We start from the raw sequence: 14,857 nt of genomic DNA on the forward strand, positions 1-14,857 counted from the left end.
AGCCTTCGCCGCGGCAGGCCGGATCTCGCATCCGGCCTGCCGTTTTCATGTTTGATCGGATAAAGATTGAGTCATGCGACTCCTGATCGTCGAAGATGATGCCGAGGCTGCGGCCTATCTGACCAAGGCCTTCCGCGAGGTCGGGCATATCGCCGACCACGCCGCGGACGGGCTTGAGGGCTACGGCATGGCCGAGGGTGGCGGCTACGACGTGCTCGTCGTCGACCGCATGCTGCCGCGCCTCGACGGCCTGTCGCTGATCCGCTCGCTGCGCGAGCAGAACGACATGACGCCGGCGCTGATCCTCTCGGCGCTCGCCCAGGTCGACGACCGCGTGAAGGGTCTGCGGGCGGGAGGCGATGACTATCTGCCCAAGCCCTACGCCTTCTCCGAATTGCTCGCCCGCGTCGAGGTGCTGGCCCGAAGACGGGCGGCGCCGGCCTCCGAGCCCACGACCTATCGCGTCGGCGATCTCGTACTGGACCGGCTTGCCCACCGCGTCACCCGCGTCGATGAAGAGCTGGTGCTGCAGCCGCGCGAATTCCGTCTGCTCGAATACCTCATGAAGCACGCCGGCCAGGTCGTGACCCGCACCATGCTGCTGGAGAACGTCTGGGACTATCATTTCGACCCCCAGACCAATGTCATCGACGTGCATGTCAGCCGCCTGCGCGCCAAGGTCGACAAGGGCTTCGAGCATCCGATGATCCACACCATCCGCGGCGCGGGATATATGGTCCGTGACACAACCCGTTGAGCTGAGGCCGGCAGCGCTGGGTCGAGCGGCGCCGCGACCCGCGCAGCGCTTCCTGCCGAACCTCTTCCGCACGACGGCCTTCAAGCTGACGGCGGTCTATCTCGTCATCTTCGCGCTCTTCGCCGGTTTCGTGCTGGGCTATGTCGCGTGGAACGCCAAGCGCCTGCTCGACGACCAGATCCGCTCGACCATCGATGCCGAGATCCAGGGGCTGGCCGAGCAGCAGCGGCTGGGCGGCATCCGCCGGCTGGTCAACGTCATCGAGCGGCGCTCGCGCGGTCCCGGCGCCTCGCTCTATCTCGTCGCCACGCCGGTCGGCGAACGGCTCGCCGGCAATGTCGAGGCGCTGCCACCCGGCGCGCTCGACCGCCCCGGCGAAAGCGAAATCGACTATGCCCGCTCCAGCGACCAGGTCGATACGCCCAGCCGTGCCATCGTGCGGGTCTTCATGCTGCCGGCGGGCTTCAGGCTGCTCGTCGGTCGCGACGTCGAGGAACGCGAGCGGCTCGGCGTCGTGATCAGGCGCGCGGCGGGCTGGTCGCTGGCGCTGGTCTTCGTCCTCGGCTGCTTCGCCAGCTGGTTCGTGGCGAGGCGCGTCCTCAAGCGCGTCGACGGCATGACCGACACGGCCCAGTCCATCATGGCCGGAGACCTCAAGGGCAGGCTCTCGATTTCCGGTACCGGCGACGAACTCGACCGCCTGGCGCTGAACCTCAACGCGATGCTCGATCGCATCGGCGAACTGATGGCGGGAATGCAGCAGGTCTCCGACAACATCGCTCACGATCTCAAGACGCCGCTGACGCGCTTGCGCAACCGCGCCGAGGAGGCGTTGCGCACGGCGACATCGCAGGATGAACTGCGCACAGCGCTCGACGGCTCGATCGACGAGGCCGACAACCTGATCCGCGTCTTCAACGCCTTGCTGATGATCGCGAGACTCGAGACCGGCCGCATCGACGACAGCATGGCCGAACTCGACCTGTCCGAGATCGTCTCCGGCATGGCCGAACTCTACGAGCCGCCGGCGGAGGAGGCCGGACTTGCCCTCTCGACCAAGGTCGCACCGGGCCTGCGCGTCCTCGGCAATCGCGAACTGATCGGCCAGGCGCTCGCCAATCTGATCGACAACGCCCTGAAATACGGCAAGGCCGAAGGCGACGCCAGGCCCGGCCTGCTCGTCGCCGCCCGCCAGGCGGGCAGCGAGGTCGAGCTTGTCGTGGCCGATCATGGCCCGGGCATCCCCGAAGCCGATCGCGGCCGCGTGCTGGAACGCTTCGTGCGCCTCGACCAGAGCCGCAGCAAGCCCGGCTTCGGCCTCGGCCTGTCGCTGGCGTCGGGTGTCGTGCGCCTCCATGGCGGTCAGCTCAGGCTGGAGGACAATGGGCCGGGCCTGCGCGTCGTCATCACGCTGCCGGCGCTCCCGTCGAAGCCTGTGGACATGCCGGCCGCCGCCGCGCAACCGGCCTCGACAGCGCCGCCGAACCCTGATGGCCTGCACTCCGCGTGAGGGACGGGGAGAACGCATGGGCGAACGGCTTTGCGAGGCGATTGCGAAGGCTCCCGTCCGGCCGGCCCGCGCCCGGACGGAGACCATCCTCGCGCGCGACCTGATCGAGCGGCTGCGCGACGAGGAGGCCGGAGCGGCGCTGACGGCCCTGTTCGGGGACCATCCCAAGGCTGCGGCGCTGGTCGCGGGCGTGGTCGCGCATTCGCCCTTCCTGACGCAGATCATGCGCTTCGATCCCCAGGCGCTGCTCGCCGCGCTCGATGCCGATCCCGCGCAACGTCGCGACGCCCTCCTCGCCGAGGTTGAGCGCCATGGCGGTCCCGATGGCGAGACCGCCGATCTGATGCGGGCGCTGCGCCGCTTCCGGCAGAAGATGGCGCTGCTGATCGCGCTCGCCGATATTGGCGGCGTCTGGGACGTCGTGACCGTCACGGCCGCGCTGACCGCGATGGCCGACACCGCCGTGCGGCTGGCGACCGACCATGTCCTTCGGCAGGCTGCGGCGCAGGGCAAGATCGACCTGCCCGATCCCGCAGCGCCCGGCACAGGCTCCGGTCTCGTCGTGCTCGCGCTCGGCAAGCACGGCGCCGGCGAGCTGAACTACTCCTCCGACATCGACATCGTCGTCTTCTTCGACCCGGAGATCGCAGAGGCGGCCGGCGTCGCCGAACCGTGGAGCTTCTTCGTCAGGATCACGCAGGCAATCGCCCGCATCATCCAGGAGCGCACGCCCGACGGCTACGTCTTCCGGGTCGACCTGCGCCTGCGGCCCGACCCCGCATCGACCCATGTCGCCGTCGCCCTGCCCAGCGCCTATTCCTATTACGAGACGGTCGGGCAGAACTGGGAGCGCGCCGCGATGATCAAGGCGCGCCCGGTGGCGGGCGACCTTGCGCTCGGCGCACGCTTCGTCGCCGATCTCGCGCCCTTCATCTGGCGCAAATATTTCGACTTCGCCACGATCGCCGACATCCATGCGATGAAGCGCCAGATCCAGACGGTGAAGGGCCACGAAACGATCGCGGTGGCCGGCCATAACGTGAAGCTCGGGCGCGGCGGCATCCGTGAGATCGAGTTCTTCGTGCAGACGCAGCAGCTCGTCTTCGGCGGCCGGCGCCCGACGCTGCGCGGGCCACGCACGTTGGAGATGCTGGGCGAGCTGACGCGCGAGGGCTGGATCACGGCGCAGGCGCGCGACGAACTCACCGCATCCTATCTCTTCCTGCGCACCATCGAGCATCGCCTCCAGATGCGCCATGACGAGCAGACCCAGACCCTGCCGAAGCAGAAGGACGACCTCGAAGCCTTCGCGCGCTTTTGCGGCTATCCCTCGACCGCCGCCTTCGGCAAGGCCCTGACCGCCCATGCCAGACGGGTCGAGGGCCATTATGCGCTGCTCTTCGAGGAGGGGCCGTCGCTGGCCAACGAGGCGGGTACGCTCAGCTTCACCGGCACGGAGGTCGACGCCGACACGCTCACGACCTTGCGCAAGCTAGGCTTCCGTGACCCCGGAACCGCCATCGAGACCGTCAAGGGCTGGCATTTCGGGCGCCGCGCCGCCGTCACGAGTTCCAGAGCCCGCGAGGTCCTGACCGAGCTGACGCCGGCGCTGCTGGTCGCGCTCGGCCGCACCGCCGATCCTGACGGCGCACTCGCCCATCTCGACAATGCCTTCGTTCGGATGCCGGCGGCCGTCGAACTGCTGACGCTGCTGCGCTCGCATGGCTCGCTGCTGACGCTCTTCGCCGACATCCTTGGCAGCGCCCCGCGCCTGGCGAAGGTCGCCGCGATGCACCCCCATGTCCTCGACAGCGTCATCGACCCGGCCTTCACCAAGGCCGCGCTCGAGGTCGAGGGCCTGACGCGCCGCATCCGCAACGCGGTCGGGACGCCGCCGCCCAGCGTCGAGGACGGACTCGACCGCCTGCGCGACGCCGCCCGGCAGGAGAACTTTCTCGTCGGTGCGCGGCTGATGTCGGGCGTCTATCCGGCGCAGGCCGCAGGGCAGGCCTACTGTGCCGTGGCCGAAGCCTGCTTGCGTGTCGGTTTCGCGGATACGCGGGCCGCCTTCATCGCCGATCATGGCACGATCGCGGGCGCGGAGGCCGTGGTGCTCGGGCTCGGGCGGCTCGGGGCGGGCGAACTGACGCCATCATCGGACCTCGACCTGATCCTGCTCTACGATCGCCCGGAGGACGCAGGCCCGAGCACCGGCGGCAAGGCGCTCGACCCGGTCACCTGGCATGTCCGCTTCACCCAGCGCCTCATCGCCGCCATGACGGTGCCGACGCGTCGCGGCACGCTCTACCAGGTCGACATGAGGCTGCGCCCCACCGGCAACAAGAGCCCCGTTGCAACGCAGTTCAGCGGCTTCGAAGCCTATCACGCCGGCGACGCCGAGATCTGGGAGGAAATGGCGCTGACCCGCGCCCGCGTCGTTGCGGGCGATGCCGGCCTGCGGCAGCGGGTCGAAGCCGCCATCGCGGCGATCCTGTCGCGCAAGCGCAACCCGGCCAAGGTTGCTGCCGCCGTGCTGGAGATGCGCGCGCTGATCGCGAAGGAGAAGGGCGAGAAGGATGGCTGGGATCTCAAGCTCGCCGCCGGCGGTCTGACGGATCTCGATTTCCTGGCGCAGTTCCTGGTTCTGGCTCACGCCCACGATCATTCGAGCCTGCTGGCCGGCGATACGCCTGCCGTCTTCGCGGCGGCGCGCGAGGTGGGCCTGCTGACTCAGGCCGACGCCGCCGGCCTGACCGAGGCGCATCGGCTTATCGCCGACGTCCAGCTCTGGCAGCGCTTCACGGTCGAGGACGCCTTCGACCCTGTGCGGGTGCCGCCCCGCGTCCTGCAGCGCATCGCCACCGCCGTCGGCCGGCCTGATGCGAAGGTCCTGCGGGCAGAACTGGACGAGACCCGTGCAAGCGTCCGGTCGACCTTTACTCACCTGCTCGGCGCTGCGCGGCGGGCGTGATGCTCAAGCCGCCTTGGCGGTGATCCGCCCGGCGCCGCCGTTCAGCGGCAGGTGGACCATGACGATGGTGCCGGAGCCGATCGCGGAACGCAGGCGCAGCGAGCCGCCATGCATCTCCGCCAGCGAACGCGCAATGGCGAGGCCCAGACCCGAGCCCTTGTAGCTGCGTGTCAGATCGCCCTCGACCTGCTCGAAGGGCCGTCCGATCCGGTCGATCTTCTCCTTGGGGATGCCGATGCCGGTATCCTCGATGAAGATGTTCAGCGCGTTCGGCACCTGGCGCATCCGGATCGCGATCTGGCCGCCCTCGGGGGTGAACTTGACGGCGTTGTCGAGCAGATTGCCGAGGATCTGGTAGAGCGCGTGCGGGTCGGCCTCGAGATGGAGATGCTGCGGCCCCTCGACGGCGATGGAGAGGTTCTTGCGGTCGATCTCGTCGCGGGCCTTGCGCACGGCCTCGTCGACGACGAGGTTGAGCGTGATATCGGACTTTTCCAGCCGCATCCGGCCGGATTCGATGCGCGACATGTCGAGAATGTCGTTGATCACCCCGAGCAGATAACCGCCGCTCGATCGGATGTCGCGGACATAGTCGAGATAGCGGTCGCTGCCGAGATTGCCGAACAGGCCGTTCTCCATGATCTCGGAGAAGCCGATGATGGCGTTGAGCGGCGTGCGCAGCTCATGGCTCATATTGGCGAGGAATTCGGACTTGGCGCGGTTGGCGCTCTCCGCCGAGGCCTTCTGTTCGAGATAGCGCTCGGCCATGTCGGCGAGCTGCTGGGCCTGCGCCTCCAGCTTCTGGCGCGAGGCCTTGAGATCGGTGACGTGCATCAGGAGCTGCTGCTCCGACTGGGTCAGCCGCTCTTCCTGCTGCTTCAGCTTGGTGATGTCGGTGCCGACCGAAACCGAGCCTCCATCCTTGGTGCGGCGGCCGTTGATCTGGAGCCAGCGCCCGTCCGAGAGGCGCGCCTCATAGGAGGTCTCGCTCGCCGCCCCGCGTACGGCCCGGACCGGCTCGCGGTCGATATTGGGCTGGGCCGAGACCTGCATCACCTCGTCATGGCTGATGCCGGCCTGCGCGAGCTCCGGGGAAAGCTGGTGGAGCTGCTGGTATTTGGCGTTGCATAGTACCAGCCGCTGGTCGGCGTCCCAGAGCACGAAGGCTTCCGAGATCGCTTCGACCGCATCGCGCAGCCGCGCATCGGCGGTGGCGGTGCGCTCGGCCATCCGGCGCTGCTCCGAGATGTCGACCGCGATGCCGACGAGATGCTGCGACCTGCTGCGGCGGTCGGTGACGAGCTCGGCCCGGGCTTTCAACCAAACCCAGCCGCCATTGACGTCGCGGACGCGGAATTCCTGGTCGAGATGGTCGGCCTCGCCGCGGCTGATCGCGTCGGCGAGTGCGTAGAGATCGGCATCCTCGGGATGGATGAAGCCGTTGACCTCGCCGAAGGACATGTAGTCGCCGGCCCGGTCGTAGCCGAGCATCGCATACATCGAATCCGACCAGTAGATCCGCCCGCGCGCCAGATCCCAGTCCCACAGGCCGCAATGGCCGCGATTGAGGGCGGTGTCGATGCGTTCGCGCACGCAGTCGCAGTCCTCGTCGGCGGCGCGTGCGCGTCGCGATTGCAGCAGGAAGGCCAGCGTGATCGCCGCCAGCACCAGGCCTGCCGTGCCGAACAGCCCGATCAGGGCATTGCGGCGTTGCTCCCAGGCACCCAGGGCCTTGACGATGGGCTGGATGACGGCCACCTGGCCGAGCGGGGCTGCGAGGTTGCGCACGGTGGCGAGACCTTCGGTGCCGCCGGGCAGGGTGATGCGCATCACGCCGGCGCGGTCGCCAAACACCGTCAGCGGCTGGGTCTGGCCGAGGAAATCGACCAGTGTCCGTTGGGTCTGGCCGATCACCGGCTCGCTGGCGACGACATGTCCGTCCGCCGCGCTGACATGGACGATGCGGCCGCTGGCGGAAAGATGGCGTCCGGCGAGTGTCGCCAGAACAGTCTCGGGCGAAATATTGGAGGCGCTGGCAACGTCGAGTTCTCGTGCAAGCAGTGCCGAGACGAGATCCACATCACCGATGGCATCGAGCACCGCATCGTCGCGCATCGCATTGGTCTGGATGACGGCGCCGGCGCTCAGGATCAGGATGAAGCTGGCGACGATCGCCGGAATGACCTTGCGGATCGTCGGTTCGAGGCTCTCGAACCGCCTGTACAGCGGATGCGTCAGCGATCGTCCGACACCCAGAATCGTGGCCGCGCGCATGGTTGCGCAGCCCGCGTTCGCACGCGACATGCCCGTCCCCCTTCGGAATTTTACCGTCAGCAGATCGGGAGACGTGCCGCATCCCCGCGAATCAGTTTCAGTTGAATCCGCGTGAGTCGGTTTGTCCAGCCTTGAGTTGAATCGACACCGCAGAATTCGCCTTCAGGTTGCAGTGTGCGTTGCAATGAATCTTGTGCGGGTAATGAAACGTTAATCTTCCCGACAGGTCGGTCGGGCGGCGGGTTCAGGCAAGCGCCCGCTCGGCGATATCGGCCACGTCGCGCGACAGGTTCGGCGTCTGCGCCACCATCGCCAGCGCGGTCTCCGCGAGTGCTTTCCGGCCCGGTTCCAGCATACGCCAGCTCTTGAACGAGCCGAGCAGGCGGGAGGCGATCTGGGGGTTGGTGCGGTCGAGCGCGATCACCATGTCGGCGATGAAGAGATAGCCCGCGCCGTCGGGCCGGTTGAACTGGGTCAGGTTGGCGGCGAAGCCGCCGATCAGCGAGCGCACCCGGTTGGGATTGCCGAGCGAGAACGCCGGGTGCTGCATCAGGCCCTTGACCCGGTCGAGGGTGCCGTGCTCCGCGATCAGAGCCTGCGCCATCAACCATTTGTCGAGGACGAGCGGCTCGCCCCTGTAGATATCGCCGAAGCGCGCGATCAGCGCCTCGCGATCCTCGCCGGGGATCAGCGTCATCGCTGCGAGCGCCGCCAGCCGGTCGGTCAGGTTGTCGGCCGCCGCGAACTGCCGTTCCGCCAGCCTTGCGCCCGCCGCCGGTTCGGCAATGGCGATCAGCCCGAGCGCCTCGTTGCGCAGGGCGCGCCGTCCGGCCGAGGCCGCGTCGGGACTGTAGCGCTGCCCCGTATCAAGCGCCTCGCGCAATTCCAGCAGCGTCGCCCGCAGGTTCGTGCCGACCGCGGCAGATAGTGCGCGATGGGCCGTGTGGATCGCGTCGGGATCGACATCCCTGCCGATCTCGCGGGCGATGTCGGCGATGGCGGGCAGGCGCAGCACCTGCGCCGCGAATGCCGGATCGGCCAGCGCCTGGCTACGCAGGAACGGCCCAAGCGCGCCCGCGATATCGTCGGCCCTTGCGGCGAGCGTCGCACCGTCGCCGCGCCCTGCCGCGACGAGGGCGCGGGTGGCGACGCTCTGCAGCGCCTGCCAGCAGTTGAAGGAATCGCTGTCGCTCGACAGCAGCCGCAGCAGATCGGCGTCGGCGAGATCGAGTTCGAGCCTGACCGGCGCCGAGAAGCCGCGCAGCAGCGAGGGAATCGGCGGCTCGGGCACATCGTCGAAGGTCACCGAGAGCGACGCCCGGTCGAGCACGATCAGCCCGTCGCCGGCATAGGCCTCGGAAGCCGTTTTGAGGGGCAGGTCGCCGGCCTTGCCGACGAGACCGATGACCACGGGCAGCACCACGGGCTGCTTGTCCGTCTGGCCGGGCGTCGCAGGCGTCGTTTGCGCGAGATCGAGCGTATAGCTCTTCGCCTGCGCGTCGTAGCGCCCGGAGGCGACGATGGTCGGCGTGCCCGCCTGCTCGTACCAGCGCGCGAAATGGCCCAGGTCTCGCCCCGAGGCCTCGGCGAAGCAGGCCAGGAATTCCTCGATCGTGGCCGCGGTCCCGTCGCAGCGGATGAAATAGAGATCCATTCCAGTGCGGAAGGCGTCCTCGCCGATGAGGACCTTGAGCATACGGATGACCTCCGCGCCCTTCTCGTAGACCGTCGGCGTGTAGAAGTTGTTGATCTCCTTGTAGGCGCGCGGCCGCACGGGGTGGGCAAGCGGGCCCGCATCCTCGGAAAACTGCGTCGCGCGCAAGGTCCGCACGTCGGCGATCCGCTTCACCGGCCTCGAGCGCTCGTCGGCGGAGAATTCTTGGTCGCGGAAGACGGTCAGCCCTTCCTTGAGGCAGAGCTGGAACCAGTCGCGGCAGGTGATGCGGTTGCCGGTCCAGTTGTGGAAATATTCATGCGCGATGATCGCCTCGATCGAGGCATAGTCGCCGTCGGTCGCGGTCTGCGGGTCGGCCAGAACATATTTGTCGTTGAAGATGTTGAGGCCCTTGTTCTCCATCGCGCCCATGTTGAAGTCCGAGACGGCGACGACGTTGAACATTTCGAGATCGTAGTTGCGGCCGAAGACGCGCTCGTCCCAGCGCATACAGCGCACGAGCGAGTCCATCGCCCAGCCGGCGCGGCCGGCCTTGCCGGGCTCGACATAGACGGCAAGCTCGACCTTGCGGCCATCGGCGGTGACGTAATCCTCGCGGACATGGTCGAGTGCGCCGCCCACCAGCGCGAAAAGATAGGCGGGCTTCGGATGCGGGTCGTGCCAGACGGCGAAATGCCGGTCGCTCCCGGCCACTTCGCCGGCCGCGACGAGATTGCCGTTCGACAGCAGGACCGGCGCGTCGCTCTTCTTCGCCTCGAGACGCACGGTGTAGACCGACATCACGTCGGGCCGATCGAGGAAATAGGTGATCCGGCGGAAGCCGTCCGCCTCGCACTGCGTGCAATAGACGTTCGAGGAGCGGTAGAGCCCCATCAGCTTGGTGTTGGCCGAAGGGGCGAGCACAGTCTCGATCGTCAAAGTGAAGCCGCGGGCGGGCGGTGCGTGCACAGTCAGCGAGCCGGGCGTGGCGCTGTAGGCATCCTGCGCGAGGGGCGTTCCGTCCAGCGCGATGCCGGCAAGCGCGAGGTCGTCCCCATCCAGGACGAGCGGCGCGCCGCCGTCGCCTGCCGGATTGGGCCGCAGCGCCAGCAGGGCTCGCACTTTGGTCTTGTGCGGATCGAGCCTGATATCGAGATCGACGGTGTCGATCAGCCAGTCGGACGGGCGATAATCCTCGAGGCGGATCAGCGGGGTATCGTCGGCGCGCATGGAAACCTGTGGAATCGATTGTCGGGCCGATGATGGCGATGCAGGCTTGTGTAGCCCGCGCGCAGGGTCCCTGGAAGCCCGCGCGACGTCGCCGTATCGGCACCGCTCTTTTACACACCCCCGTCATTCCGGGCGGAGCGGAGCGAAGACCCGGAGTCCATGCCGGAACGCTTGTCGGAAATGGTCAGGCATGGATTCCGGGTCGCCCTGCGGTCGCCCGGAATGACGGCACGCCCGTCAGCCGTCCATCTGCATCGGTTCGGCATGGCTCACAAGCCGGCAGACCTGCGGCCTGGCGAGCCGGACGGCGCGCTCGATCGCATCGACCGCCGCATGGACGGTCGCGACGTTCAGCGAGGGATCGACACGGCAGTGGTAGTTCACCACGAGCCCGTTGACGGTCTGGCGCACGCGCACGCTGTGGATGTCGTGAATCGGCCCGCCCAGCCTCGCGGCTTCGCTCGCCAGCGCCTTGCCGATGTCCTCGACGGTTTCCCAGGCGGCGTTATGTCCGGCCGGCTGGCCCGTCTCCATCGGCTCGATATGGGTCTCGACCTCGGTCTCGCCGCCGAACTCGGCGCGGATCGCCGCCTCCAGGCGCGTCGCGATCTCATGCGCCTCGCCGAGCGGCAGATGGGCGTCCACTTCCATATCAAGGCTGACCGAGAGCCGCTCGCCGATCGTATGGACGGTGACGTGATGCACCGGGATCTTCATCTTGAGCGCGATCAGCAGCACCCGCTCCAGTGCCGTCTCGTCGTCGACCTGGATCGGGTTGGCCGCGACCGTGAGCTCGGCGCCCGGCTGCTCCTTTTCAACCGCGTCGAGCAGGGCCTGCTTGATCGCGACGACGCGGTCGAGCGGCAGGGTGCGCGAAACGCGGATGCCGATCTCGCCATAAGTCCGGCCGCCGGCGGGCCGGACCCGGATCCAATCGACGGCGACGACGCCCGGCACGGCCGCAGCCACCTTGTTCAGGCGTTCGCCGACCCCCTCGGGTGCCGCGTCCATCAGCGTGTCGATCGTCCGCCGGCCGAGCCGGAAGGCCGAATAGGCGGTGAAGGCGGCGATCAGGAAAGCGGCGACAGTGTCGGCGCGCGGCACGCCCGCCCAGACCCCGATCAGGCCAGCGAGCACCATGGCCGAGCCGACGAAATCCGCCGAGAAATGCGTTGCTTCGCCAGCCAGCGCCTCGCTGCCGGTCTCCTTGGCGACGCGCGCCAGCGAGCGCCAGCGCAGCGCATCGACCGTCATCGAGAGCAGCATCACCCCGATGACGACCGGCGTCACCGCGACATGCTCGATGATGCCCATCCACAGCCGCGAGCCGGCTTCCCAAAGGATGGCGCCGGCCAGCGTGAACAGGATCGCGGTCTCGACCAGCGCCGCGAGCGATTCGAGCTTGCCATGGCCGTAATGGTGCTCGTCGTCGGCCGGCTTGTCGGCGGCGTGCACCGCAAACCAGGTGAACAGCGTCGAGCCGATGTCGACCAGCCCCTGCAGCGCGTCGGTGAGCAGAGCCAGCGAGCCCGAAAGCAGCGCCGCCACGCCCTTGGCGCCCGTCAGCAGGATCGTCGCCATCACCGACAGCATCGCGGCGCGCCGTTTGATCGCGCCGATCTGCTGGGCAGTCGGGGGCAACCTCGCGCCGTCGTCCTGCGTGCTTGTCATGGACCTCTCGCCTCGCCCCTCTTGGCAAGGGCCGGGTGTCGCCCGATCTAGAGGCGAGATCAACCCGCCCGGAACCGAAACAGGAGCCTGCCCGATGCGATATCTCCACACCATGGTGCGTGTCACCGATCTCGACGCCGCGCTGGATTTCTATGTGACCAAATTCGGACTCGTCGAAACCCGCCGCATCGAAAGTGAAAAGGGGCGCTTCACGCTGGTCTTCCTGGCGGCGCCCGACGACGAGGAGACGGTGAAGCAGCAGGGCAGCCGCGGCCGCCCGACCCTTGAACTGACCTATAACTGGGATCCGGAAGTCTATACCGGCGGCCGCAATTTCGGCCACCTCGCCTATGAGGTCGACGACATCTACGCCACCTGCGACAAGCTGATGAAGGCTGGCGTCACCATCAACCGCCCGCCGCGCGACGGCAACATGGCCTTCGTCCGCTCCCCCGACAACATCTCGATCGAGATCCTCCAGAAGGGCGATCCGAAGGCGCCTGCCGAGCCGTGGCTGAGCATGCCGAACACCGGGGTGTGGTGAGGGGAGATCATCTGGCGCGAGCCATCGGTTTGTGAGACGATGACTCGGTGCAGACAGAAGAACCCATCTTTGTCGATGATCCCGTCATTCTCGCCATGATCGCGAGATTGGCGGCGATGGATGGCTGCACCGAAGAAGAGGCCATCGGCATTGCTGTTTCGGCCGAACTCGCAGCCCGCCGGGAAGCTGTGTCGGCCCGTGACGGGGCCTGAAAGTCGTTTTGTCCGTGAACTCTAAATCCCTCCTCGGCACGCTTGCCGACGGCACGCCCATCCACGAGGTCACGCTGCGCTCGCCATCCGGCGCAGAGGCAAAGGTCATGGAATGGGGCGCTGTGCTGCGCGATCTCGTCGTGCCGCGGCCTGATGGCGGTTCGCAGCGTGTCGTGCTCGGCTTCGACAACCTTGCCGATTATCCGACCCATTCGCCCCATATGGGCGCGATCGCCGGCCGCTATGCCAACCGCATCGCCCATGGCCGATTCATGCTCGACGGGAAGGATTACCAGGCGCCCTTGAACCAGGACGGGCGTCACTCGCTGCATGGCGGCGAGGCCGGGTTCAGCAAGCTGCCCTGGACGATTGTCCATCACGATGCCGCCTGCGTGACGCTGGCGCTGGTTTCGCCCGACGGCGATGCTGGCTATCCCGGCACCTTGCAGGTCTGGTGTCGCTACAGCCTCGTCGGTGACGCGACCTTGCGCATCGAACTCTCGGCGACGACCGACGCGGCCACGATCGTCAACCTCGCGCATCACTCCTATTTCCGCCTCGACGACGCGCCCGACATCCTCGACCACGAACTCGAACTGCGCGCCAATCTCACGACACCCGTCGATGCCGACCTGATCCCCGACGGCGCACTCGACCATGTTGCCGGCACGCCCTTCGACTTCCGCAAACCCCGACCGATCCGGCGACACGCAGCCGATGGCGCCCGCATCTGGTACGACCACAACTTCATGCTGCGGCGCGACCGGCGCGAGCCGAGCGTCGCAGCGGGGCTCGAACTCGCCCATGCCGCGACCTTGCGTTCGGCTCGCAGCGGCCTGTCGATGCAGCTCTGGACCACCGAGCCGGCGCTGCAGGTCTATGACGGCGCCAAGCTGAAAATTCCCGTGCCGGGCCTGGACGGCGAACGCTACGGCGCGTGCGCGGGCATCGCGCTGGAGCCGCAGCACGTTCCCGACTCGCCTAACCTGCCGCATATGCCCTCAACGGTGCTGCGGCCGGGCGAGGTCTACCGACAGGTCAGCGAATACCGGTTCGGCGGTTAAGGCGATGGCCGGAGTCTTCTGCCTTGGCATCGCCACGCTCGATTACGTCTACAGCGTCGAGACCATGCCGACCCGCGGCGAGAAATATCGCTCGAAGGGCCTCGTTGTCGTCGGCGGGGGCTGCGCCGGCAACGCTTCCGTCGCGATCGCCCGGCTCGGCAGCCGTTGCTGGCTGGCGACGCGGCTCGCGGACGACCTGACCGGCGACAAGATCGCTGCCGATCTCGCGGCCGAGGGCGTCGAAACCGCCTTCGCGCGCCGTGTCGCCGGCCTGCGCTCTCCGGTATCGGCCATTCTCGTCGATGCCGAAGGCGAGCGCATGGTGATCTCCTATTCCGATCCCGACATGCCGGTGGCGACGGACTGGCTGCCGCAGCGATTGCCGGAAGGCGCTGGCGCGGTTCTGGCCGACACACGCTGGGGCGAGGGCGCTCTGGCTGCCCTCGCGCTGGCGCGTTCTGCTGGTCTCCCAGGTGTGCTCGATGCCGATCGCAAGCCGCCCCATCCCGACCTCGTCGGCATGGCGAGCCACGTCGCCTTCAGCCAGCAGGCGCTTCGGGAACTCTCCGGCGAGGACGATCCGCGCCTGGGGCTGCAGAAGGTTTCGCGCGATGCGACGACCTGGCTCGCCGTGACCCTGGGCAAGGAGGGCGTGCTCTTCGTCGAGGACGGTACGATCGCCCATATCCCGGCCTTCAAGGTCGAGACCGTCGACACGCTCGGAGCGGGCGACGTCTGGCACGGCGCCTTCGCTTTGGGGCTGGCGGAAGGGCAGGGCGAGCGCCAGGCGATCCGCTTCGCCTCGGCGGCGGCCGCGATCAAATGTACCCGCTTCGGCGGCCGTGCCGGCGCGCCGACGCGGCCGGAGATCGAAGCCTTCCTGGAAGCGAACCGTTGATGTGTGCCTGAAATTGAGGCAGCTTTAGCCGGCCAGCCTCTTGCCCGGCAAACGGTCGCGCGGAACATTGGC

The 14,857-nt window shown here is 67.8% G+C and carries 10 protein-coding genes; 7 read left to right on the forward strand and 3 right to left on the reverse strand.

The window, feature by feature from the left end; all coding sequences use genetic code 11:
- Positions 1 to 73: 73 nt before the first annotated feature.
- The 3 genes from AXW83_RS02055 to AXW83_RS02065 are packed head-to-tail and all read left to right on the forward strand — an operon-like array spanning position 74 to position 5,238.
- The gene (locus tag AXW83_RS02055; RefSeq protein ID WP_066610190.1) at positions 74 to 757 is read left to right on the forward strand and encodes a response regulator transcription factor; all 684 of its coding nucleotides are present in this window, start codon (positions 74 to 76) and stop codon (positions 755 to 757) included.
- Between the two features lie 16 nt (positions 758 to 773).
- On the forward strand, positions 774 to 2,267 hold the full coding sequence (locus AXW83_RS02060; protein WP_066619660.1) for a sensor histidine kinase: 1,494 nt from the start codon (positions 774 to 776) through the stop codon (positions 2,265 to 2,267).
- Between the two features lie 16 nt (positions 2,268 to 2,283).
- Entirely contained in the window at positions 2,284 to 5,238 is a 2,955-nt protein-coding gene (locus AXW83_RS02065; RefSeq protein WP_066610191.1) for a bifunctional [glutamine synthetase] adenylyltransferase/[glutamine synthetase]-adenylyl-L-tyrosine phosphorylase, read from the forward strand.
- Positions 5,239 to 5,241: 3 nt separating this feature from the next.
- On the opposite strand, the gene AXW83_RS02070 is transcribed toward AXW83_RS02065, so the two are convergent.
- The 3 genes from AXW83_RS02070 to AXW83_RS02080 form a co-directional block, all read right to left on the reverse strand.
- A complete protein-coding gene (locus AXW83_RS02070; protein WP_066610192.1) occupies positions 5,242 to 7,542 on the reverse strand; it encodes a PAS domain-containing sensor histidine kinase in 2,301 nt (766 codons plus the stop codon).
- A gap of 214 nt (positions 7,543 to 7,756) precedes the next feature.
- The gene (gene pepN / locus AXW83_RS02075; RefSeq protein ID WP_066610194.1) at positions 7,757 to 10,396 is read right to left on the reverse strand and encodes an aminopeptidase N; all 2,640 of its coding nucleotides are present in this window, start codon (positions 10,394 to 10,396) and stop codon (positions 7,757 to 7,759) included.
- Positions 10,397 to 10,633: 237 nt separating this feature from the next.
- Positions 10,634 to 12,067, reverse strand: coding sequence for a cation diffusion facilitator family transporter (locus AXW83_RS02080; RefSeq protein ID WP_082766896.1), 1,434 nt, complete (start codon positions 12,065 to 12,067; stop codon positions 10,634 to 10,636).
- A 94-nt stretch (positions 12,068 to 12,161) separates the two neighbouring features.
- On the opposite strand from AXW83_RS02080, the gene AXW83_RS02085 reads away from it, so the two are divergent.
- From AXW83_RS02085 to AXW83_RS02095, 4 genes are read left to right on the forward strand one after another with little or no spacing between them, the layout of a single operon-like run.
- Positions 12,162 to 12,611 carry a VOC family protein gene (locus AXW83_RS02085; protein WP_066610196.1) on the forward strand — a complete coding sequence of 150 codons (450 nt, stop codon included), beginning with the start codon at positions 12,162 to 12,164 and terminating at the stop codon, positions 12,609 to 12,611.
- Positions 12,612 to 12,658: 47 nt separating this feature from the next.
- Positions 12,659 to 12,823, forward strand: a complete 165-nt coding sequence (locus AXW83_RS26900; RefSeq protein WP_156639704.1) for a hypothetical protein — start codon at positions 12,659 to 12,661, stop codon at positions 12,821 to 12,823.
- Positions 12,824 to 12,837: 14 nt separating this feature from the next.
- Positions 12,838 to 13,887, forward strand: a complete 1,050-nt coding sequence (locus AXW83_RS02090; protein ID WP_066619665.1) for an aldose epimerase family protein — start codon at positions 12,838 to 12,840, stop codon at positions 13,885 to 13,887.
- A gap of 4 nt (positions 13,888 to 13,891) precedes the next feature.
- Entirely contained in the window at positions 13,892 to 14,785 is an 894-nt protein-coding gene (locus AXW83_RS02095) for a PfkB family carbohydrate kinase (protein WP_066610202.1), read from the forward strand.
- Positions 14,786 to 14,857: the final 72 nt, after the last annotated feature.

Source organism: Bosea sp. PAMC 26642 (assembly GCF_001562255.1).
GTDB lineage: Bacteria > Pseudomonadota > Alphaproteobacteria > Rhizobiales > Beijerinckiaceae > Allobosea.

Bases quoted from the DNA above. Each gene is read 5' to 3' on its own strand.
- AXW83_RS02055 (WP_066610190.1), top strand. From the start codon at position 74: ATGCGACTCCTGATCGTCGAAGATGATGCCGAGGCTGCGGCCTATCTG.
- AXW83_RS02065 (WP_066610191.1), top strand. From the start codon at position 2,284: ATGGGCGAACGGCTTTGCGAGGCGATTGCGAAGGCTCCCGTCCGGCCG.
- AXW83_RS02070 (WP_066610192.1), bottom strand. From the start codon at position 7,542: ATGTCGCGTGCGAACGCGGGCTGCGCAACCATGCGCGCGGCCACGATT.
- pepN (WP_066610194.1), bottom strand. From the start codon at position 10,396: ATGCGCGCCGACGATACCCCGCTGATCCGCCTCGAGGATTATCGCCCG.
- AXW83_RS02080 (WP_082766896.1), bottom strand. From the start codon at position 12,067: ATGACAAGCACGCAGGACGACGGCGCGAGGTTGCCCCCGACTGCCCAG.
- AXW83_RS02085 (WP_066610196.1), top strand. From the start codon at position 12,162: ATGCGATATCTCCACACCATGGTGCGTGTCACCGATCTCGACGCCGCG.
- AXW83_RS02095 (WP_066610202.1), top strand. From the start codon at position 13,892: ATGGCCGGAGTCTTCTGCCTTGGCATCGCCACGCTCGATTACGTCTAC.